The organism is Streptomyces sp. NPDC059248, from assembly GCF_042753905.1.
GTDB lineage: Bacteria > Actinomycetota > Actinomycetes > Streptomycetales > Streptomycetaceae > Streptomyces.
Genome location: NZ_JBHYZV010000039.1, coordinates 19906 through 27509, shown reverse-complemented (window position 1 = coordinate 27509; position 7604 = coordinate 19906). Strand labels below are relative to the sequence as shown.

The following is a 7604-nucleotide window of genomic DNA, read 5'->3' as shown; positions in this document are numbered from 1 at the left end:
TTCACAAAAAAAATTTTTGTGTCTGGTTTTTTATCTCCAGCCCACGGCAACCCGGGGGCGCTACCCCCCGGGGGGCCTTGCACCGCCCCGCCGGAACCGAGTGAAGGAGAACGGCCATGGCCCCCGAGGTCGTCGGAGTAGAGGTACCGCAGGAGGACGTGGACGCCATCGTCGCCTTCGTCGCGCGGGTCCAGCACTCCCAGCAGAACGCCCTCCCCGACGCGTTCATGGAGTCGTTCCGCCCGGACGCCTTCTGGACCACCGCGCACGGCAAGCGGCTCTTCGGGGCCGACGCGATCGGCGCCTTCACCCACAAGGTGCTGCCCGCCACCATCGACGACCCGGTGACCGCCTCCTACGCGGTGGAGCACATCCTCTTCATCCGGCCCGACATCGCGGCGGTCAAGGTCCGTCAACGGCCGGTCACCCGGGACGGGGAGGCGCTCGACGAGGTCTTCCGCGGCCACCCGGACCCGGCCGCCCTGGTGGAGGAGCGGCCCGACGCCGCCCCCGGCACCCCGCTGTACGTCCTCGCCAAGGACGCCGGCGAATGGCGAATCGCCGCCGCGCAGAACACCAAGGTCATCGACCCGGAGATGCTGGCGGCACAGCCCTGAGCCGCGCCGCGTGGACTCCGGTCCCGGGTCCCGGGGCGCGGGGGCCGCACCGACGCGGCACGGGCCCGCGGCGGTCGCTACCGGGAGCCGGTCGCGGAGAGCGTCTGCGGGGCGTAGCAGTCGCAGGACAGTACGGTGGCGGGCTCGGTCCCGCGCGCGGGCACCGCGACCACGGCGGTGACGCTGCTCCGCTCGTCGACCCGGCGCCACGCCTGCCCACCTCCGCCCAGCAGCGCGTCCGTGCCGGAGCCGGCGGCGAAGCGGACCGTATCGCCGTTGCCGGCGCCCGACAGCCGGTGCTCACGGGTGAGGGTGCAGGTCACGAGGGAGCCGCCGGACTGGAGCCGGAACACCGGCAGTCCGGCGTCCGTCGCGCGGTAGGTGTAGCCGCGTCGCAGCCGGTCGTCGGCGAGCCCCGTGACGTACGACCGCAGTTCGGTGGTGAAGGGCCCCGGGGTGAACCGCCGGTCGGCGGCGACCGCCTCGGCGGACCGCGGCCCGGAGGCGGTGCCGCTCAGGGATGTGGCGAGCGTGTCGCACACCGCGCGGTCGGCGGCGGCCGTACCCGACGTACGGATGGTGCCGCTCGCGGCCCGGTCGGGCGGGGGCAGCAGCGGTGTACCGGGCCGGACCCGGTCCCGCGGGGGCCTGACCGCCGGGTCCGGGTCCGGGACCGCGAAACCGGGGCGGGTGGCCGAGGGCGGTGTGGGCGCGGTGGGCTCGGGGGCGGTGACGACCCAGGTGGCCACGGCCGCCCGCCACGGACCCTTCGGCTCGCGCTGGACGAAGTAGTGGAGCGCCGAGGCCCGGTCCGTCTCGCGCCCCTCCCACTTGCTGACCGCCGCGAACCACCGCGGATGGCCCTGGTCGGTCCGCCCGTCCGGGATCAGGAACGTGGGCCTGCGGAAGCCCGACAGCGGCAACTCGCCGCCCGTACGCCGGGCGATCGCGTACTCCGCGAGCGACTCGGCGAGCAACGGACCCGTCTGGACCGCCCGGATCGCCGTCCCGTCGAGAGCCGCGTCGGCGGCGGCGTTGGCGTCCGCGTACGCGTCGAACACCCGCTGGGCCTCCTGCGCCCGGACCGCCACGGGGCCGGGTGCCGACGCGGGCGCCCCGGAACCGCCCGCCCCGCCGCCCCCGGTCGGGGACGTCGGGCCGGTGGACGCGCCGCAGCCCGTCGCCAGGGTCGTCAGCAGTACGAGACCGGCCGCGCCGAGCCGGGAGATGGGGCGTGTCACGGCGGGTTGCCTCCGGGTCGTGTGGTTCCTCCCCACCAGCGTAGGCGAGCCGCGCCGGGTGCTCGGGCCGTCGAACGGCGAACGGCGAACGCGTACGTGATCCTCGGCACCACGGCCCTCCGGCTGCTCGGCGCCCTGAGGCGCCGTACGGGGGCGAACCGGGCGCCGCGCGTCCCTCTTTGGGGTGCAGGGCCCGGCCGCCGCGCGTGCTCCCGCACGGGCCCGGCTCTCCACGGCTTACCCTGGCCGACCGGGGACGGCACGACGGGAGAGGGCGGATACCAGTGATGCAGGCGATCCAGTTCGAGGAGTTCGGCGGGCCCGATGTACTGCGGCTCGTCGAAACCGATGTACCCGTCCCCGGCCCCGGGCAGATCCGGCTGAAGGTCGTCGCGGCGGCCGTCAACCCCATCGACTACAAGATCCGCAGCGGGTCCATGGAAGGGGTCTTTCCCACCGCCCTGCCCGCGACCCCGGGGTTCGAGGCCGCCGGAACCGTGGACGCCGTGGGCGACGGGGTCGACCATCTCGCCGTGGGTGAGGCCGCGTTCGGCTTCACCGACACCGGGGCCTACGCCGAGTACGCCCTCGCGTCCGTCGCCGTACCGAAGCCCGAGGAACTCTCCTTCGAGGAGGCCGCCGCGCTCACCTCGGCCGCCGAGACCGCCCAGCGCACCCTCGACCTCCTCGCCGTCGCCGCCGGGGAGACCGTACTGATCCACGGTGCCGCGGGCGGGGTGGGCACCGCCGCCGTACAGCTCGCCCTCTCCCGGGGCGCCCGGGTCATCGGCACCGCTTCCCCCGCCCGCCACTCCGCGCTCCGCGCCCTCGGAGTCGTCCCCGTCGCCTACGGCGACGGTCTCGTCGCCCGGGTCCGCGAGGCCGCCCCCGAGGGCGTCGACGCCGTCCTCGACACGGCGGGCAAGGGCGCCCTGCCCGACTCCGTCGAACTGCGCGGCGGAACGCCCGACCGGATCGTCACCATCGCCGACCCGGCCGCCGCCGACTACGGCGTCACCTTCTCCTCCAAGGCGGTCCGCGACCTCGCCCAACTCGCCGCCCACGCCCGGCTGGCCGCCGAGGGCCGGCTGCGCATCCCGGTCGCCGAGGTCTTCCCCCTGGCGGACGCGGGCCGCGCCCAGCACGCGAGCGAGCACGGTCACGCCCCCGGCAAGCTCGTCCTCCGGCCGTGACCGGCGGACCCGCGGTACTTCCGCACCGCGCCGCGCCGTAGTTCAGTCGGCGATATCGACTCCGTAGCCGCGCGCGAGCGCGTCGAGCCCGTGGTCGTAGCCCTGTCCCACCGCGCGGAAGCGCCAGAGGGGGCCGCGGCGGTAGAGCTCCGCGAGGAGCAGGGTGCGTTCCGTGGTGGCGGCGTCCAGCGTCGCCCGTGCCACGGGCGCGGCCCCGGCCCCGGGTGACGCGGTGACCTGCACCGCCCCGACGTCCCCGAAGGTCGAAGAACCGTCGATGGCAGCGGCTACGGCGATCCGGTGACAGGAGGGCGGGAACGAGCCGAGATCGACGGCGATGGTCTGTTCGGCGGGCCCGTCGGCGCGCAGCCGAACCGTACCCGCGGGGTTCTCCGGGGCGCCGTAGAAGACGAAGTCCTCGTCGAAGGAGACCTGCTCGTCCTCGTCGAGTACGAAGGCGACGACATCGATCTCGCAGTGGTCCTGCGGCGCCCAGCCGGCGGTGATGTGCCACGGCGCTGCGGGCGCCCCGGAGGCCGGGACCGGCAGATCGAGTACGCCACCGCGCGGGAGCACGGACGGCTCGCGCGCTCTGGCCGGGTCGCTCCCGCGGACCGGGGCGGCGACGGCCGCCGGCGCGGCGAGCCACTCGACGCCGTGAACCGGAAGCTCCAGCTCCGTGATGCGCCGGATCCGGCGGTCGGTCTCCCCGCCGCCGAGCAGCAGGACGTCGGTGACACTGCGGGAGAGGTTCACGGCGGCCGAGGCGCCCAGTTCGACGACGCGGGTCCTGGCGGCGACCGCCTCCGGGTGCGTACCGCCGAGTACGAGCACCCGCCGCCCGAGGAGCGGCCGGGCGGACGCGGGTACGGGACCGGTGGACCGGGGCGTACGAGGCGCCGGCACAGGGGCGTCCGGAGCAGCGGCGTCCGGAACCGGGGCGTCTGGAACCGGGGCGTCCGGAGCGGCGGTAGTCGGAACGGGCGCGCCCGAACCGACTCCGGCCGCCGCCCCCGCCCCCGCCGCGGTCGACCCGCCGGCTTCCGGTTCCGCCGCTCGCGGCGATTCCGCCGCCCGGTGAAGGTCCCCCGCGCGTACGTCGCGCAGCAGTCCGAGATAGGTGTGCTCGTCGACGACGGGTACCCCCTCGGCCGCGGCGCGCCGGGCCTTCGCGGAGGTCGACCGCTGCTCGTTGGTGACCAGCAGGCTGGTGTGACGGCTGACCGACGCCATGATGTTGAGCCCGGCGGCGACCGACTTCGCGACCAGCTCCGCGCGCGATGTCGCGGTCTCCCCGGTGATGGCGATCTTCATGCCCTGGACGAGTGTCCCGTCCGTCGCCCACCGCCCGGGATTGCGGTACGCGCACGGCGTCTTGGGCGGGTTGGGGGCGAACTGCGGGTCCTGCCGCGGCGGACAGGGCACCAGGGGCAGCGGCAGATCGAGCCCCGCCGCCTCCCGCAGCGTGGCCCGGAAGATCCCGGCCAGGACCCGTGTGTCGTCCAGGGCGTCGTGCGCCCGGTTCTGCCGGACGCCGTAGTGCGCGGCGAGGGTGCCCAGCGTCATATCGTCCGTGGGCGGATCCACCTGCCGATTGAGCGCGAGGGTGCACAGCCGTCGCGATACGGGGAGGAAGAGGCGGGCCCGCGCGAACTCGTGGGCGAGGAAGTCGTAGTCGAACTGCGCGTTGTGGGCGACGAGGACCCGGTCCTGCAGCATCGCGCCGATCCGCCCGGCCACCTGGTCGAAGGTCGGCGCCCCGTACAGCCGCTCGGCGGTGAGGCCGTGGATGTCCACGGGGCCGGGGTCGCAACCGGGGTTCAGCAGCGTCGAGAACTCCTCGACCGGCTCCCCGTCCGGTCCGAGGGTCAGTACGGCGACCGACAGCACCCGGTCCCGCCGCGCGATGAGCCCGGACGTCTCCACATCCACCAGAGCCCAGTCGAAGGCGTAGTCGCGAAGGCCGGACACGTCGGGAACAGAGGTTCTGAGGCTCATCGGCCAAGGATGATCCGGAATTTGTCACTCCTTCAACCGCAAAGGCGTATTGCCCGGCTATGTCGGGCTGTTCGGAGTGATCACCGTTCCCCGGGGCCCGTGTCACAGTTCTGTACCCGCGGGCCGACGGCATTCCCCGGCCGGACCGTTACCGGAGAGTATTGGGCCGCGGCGAACGGGCTCGGCGGCCGTTCGGACCCGAACGGGGAACGAGCGTGTCACGGGACGGTCGTCGACGGGTTCCCACCGCGTCGTAGCCGCGCGACCTTGATCCTTGTACGTCACATGGATCGCATAGGCTGCCGGGACGGCGCGAACGGAACGGGAGCGGGGTTCCGTTCGCGTAACCCTGCCCCTGTGCATCGCGTACTCCCGTGCTCCCGTACCCCCGTACTCCCGTACTTGTCGTGCGGCTCACTCCGGACGGCGCCATCAGGAGGTGGCCGATCTCGTGGACACCGATGACGGTTCCCCGCTGCGGTTCGGCCTGCTCGGTCCCGTCGAGGTGCTGCGCGGCGCCGCCCCGCTCGATCTGGGGCCCCGGCAGCGCCGGGTGCTGCTGACCCGGCTCCTGCTCCAGGACGGCCATCCGGTCTCCCTCGGCGAGATCTGCCGCGACCTCTGGGAGGGCGACCAGCCGACGGCCGCGGCGTCGTCCGTACGCGCCCATGTCAGCCGTCTCAGGTCGGCGCTCGACCCGGGACGCCGGGGCCGTTCGGACCTGTTGGTCGGCGGCCGGGCCGGGTACGCCCTGCGCATACCCCGGGAGGCACGGGACACCGCCGTCTTCGAGGAGTCCGTCCTCGCGGCCCGTACCGCCTTCCGCGACGGACACCTCGACCGGGCGCTCCAGCGGCTCGACCGGGCCCTCGGCCTGTGGCGCGGCCCGGCCCTCGGCGAGGCCGCCGACCACGCCTTCGCCCTGCGGGAGCGGGCCAGGCTCGACTCCGCCCGGCAGGACGCCCGGGAACTCCGGGTCACCGTCCTCATCAAGCAGGCAGACACGGACCGGGCCGTACCCGCCGCCACCCGGCTCACCACCGACGCCCCGCTCCGCGAAACGTCCTGGGCCCTGCTGATGCGCGCCCTGTACACCGCCGGGCGGTCGGTGGAGGCCCTGCGGCAGTACGAGCGTTTCCGCTCCCTGCTCGCCCGTGAACTGGGGCTCGACCCCGGCCCCGGGCTGCGCGATCTCCAGACGGCCGTACTGCGGCACGACACCGGTGTCCTGGGCCCCGTACGCGGCGCCCCCGGCCCGTACCTCCTGACCGCGGCCCCGTTAGCCCGGACCAACGGCGAACCGCCCCTGGTGGGGCGGGCCGAGGAGATCGGCAGGCTCGACGGCATGCTCCGGGCCGCGACCGACGGCGGTACCCGGTGGGCGGTCGTCTCCGGCGAGGCGGGCTCCGGCAAGACCCGGCTGCTGGACGAGCTGGCGGCGCGGGCGGACGGGGCCGGACTGCCCGTGGTCCGGGTACGCGGCGGCCGTACCGCCACCGGTGGCGGAATCGGCGGCGGCACCGGCACCGGAAGCGGCGGCCCGGGAGCCGAACCGTCCGGCCCGCTGGACCAGTTGCTCGACGCGCTGGGACGACGCGAACCCGGGCAGCACGGCCCCGGCGCTCCCGGCGCTCCCGGCGGTACGGCGGCGGCGCGTCCCGATCCGGTGGAAGCACTCGTCCAGGAACTGGGCCGGGCGCGCGTACTGGTCCTCTTCGACGATCTGGACGCGGCAGCCCCGGAGGACCACAGCCGCCTGCGACGGCTCGCCGGGCTGCTGCGGGACACCCCGGCGGCCGTGGTGTGCGCCCTGCGCGACCTCGGGTCACCGCAGGTCAGCGGATTGCTCGCCGACCTCGCCCGGCGCGGCACCACCTGGCTCCACCTGGGCCCGCTGGCCGTCGACGACGTCACCGAACTGCTGGTGGCGCGCGGCGACGACCCGGCCGATGCCGAGGCCCTGCACCGGCGTTCGGCGGGCAATCCATTCGTCCTGACGGAGCTGCTGGCACTGGCGCCGGAGCGCCGTACCGGGCCGGGCGCCCGGGTACCGGCCGCGGTGGGCACCATCGTCCACGACCGCATCGCCGGACTCCCCGAGGGAGCCCGGTCCGTACTCGCCCATACCGCCGTGGACGGCGGCCGGCTGGACCTCGGGCTGCTCGCCGAGGTCCCCGGCACGGCCGCCGGCCGGCTGCCCGCCCTGGTCGACGGTGCCGTCACCGCCGGACTGCTGGTCTGGCACCCGGACCGGGGCGATCCGCTCACCGGGTACTACCGGCTCCCGGAGTTGGTCCAGGAGGTGCTGCTCGGCACCCTCACCGCCTCCGGGCGACAACTGCTGCACGCCGCGCTGGCCGGTGCGCTGGCCGGTCGCGACGGTACCGACCCGGCGCGGCTCGCCGGGCACATCCGGGCGGCGGGCCCGCTGGCGCCCGTGCCGTCGACCGTTCCGCCCGGCGGTCCACCACGGGTCGCGGACCGCGACCGGCTCTGACCGGGGCACCGGACCGCACCTTCCCGCCCTCGTATCCGTACCGCCCCGGGGCAACGCC

General features: G+C 74.9%; 5 protein-coding genes. 3 read left to right on the top strand and 2 right to left on the bottom strand.

From position 1 onward, the window contains the following. The first annotated feature begins 116 nt into the window (after nucleotides 1–116). Nucleotides 117–617 (top strand): SgcJ/EcaC family oxidoreductase, encoded by a 501-nt coding sequence (locus ACFXG1_RS18505; protein WP_384720548.1) that lies wholly within the window; start codon nucleotides 117–119, stop codon nucleotides 615–617. 77 nt (nucleotides 618–694) lie between these two features. Here ACFXG1_RS18505 and ACFXG1_RS18500 read toward each other — a convergent pair whose 3' ends face one another. After that, nucleotides 695–1858, bottom strand: a complete 1164-nt coding sequence (locus ACFXG1_RS18500; RefSeq protein ID WP_384720544.1) for a hypothetical protein — start codon at nucleotides 1856–1858, stop codon at nucleotides 695–697. Nucleotides 1859–2145: 287 nt separating this feature from the next. On the opposite strand from ACFXG1_RS18500, the gene ACFXG1_RS18495 reads away from it, so the two are divergent. Continuing rightward, complete coding sequence (locus ACFXG1_RS18495) at nucleotides 2146–3051, top strand: NADP-dependent oxidoreductase (RefSeq protein WP_384743590.1); 906 nt, start codon at nucleotides 2146–2148, stop codon at nucleotides 3049–3051. 42 nt (nucleotides 3052–3093) lie between these two features. On the opposite strand, the gene ACFXG1_RS18490 is transcribed toward ACFXG1_RS18495, so the two are convergent. Next, nucleotides 3094–5049, bottom strand: coding sequence for a TerD family protein (locus ACFXG1_RS18490; protein WP_384743587.1), 1956 nt, complete (start codon nucleotides 5047–5049; stop codon nucleotides 3094–3096). A 451-nt stretch (nucleotides 5050–5500) separates the two neighbouring features. On the opposite strand from ACFXG1_RS18490, the gene ACFXG1_RS18485 reads away from it, so the two are divergent. Continuing rightward, nucleotides 5501–7546 carry a BTAD domain-containing putative transcriptional regulator gene (locus tag ACFXG1_RS18485; RefSeq protein WP_384743584.1) on the top strand — a complete coding sequence of 682 codons (2046 nt, stop codon included), beginning with the start codon at nucleotides 5501–5503 and terminating at the stop codon, nucleotides 7544–7546. The last annotated feature ends 58 nt before the right edge of the window (nucleotides 7547–7604 follow it).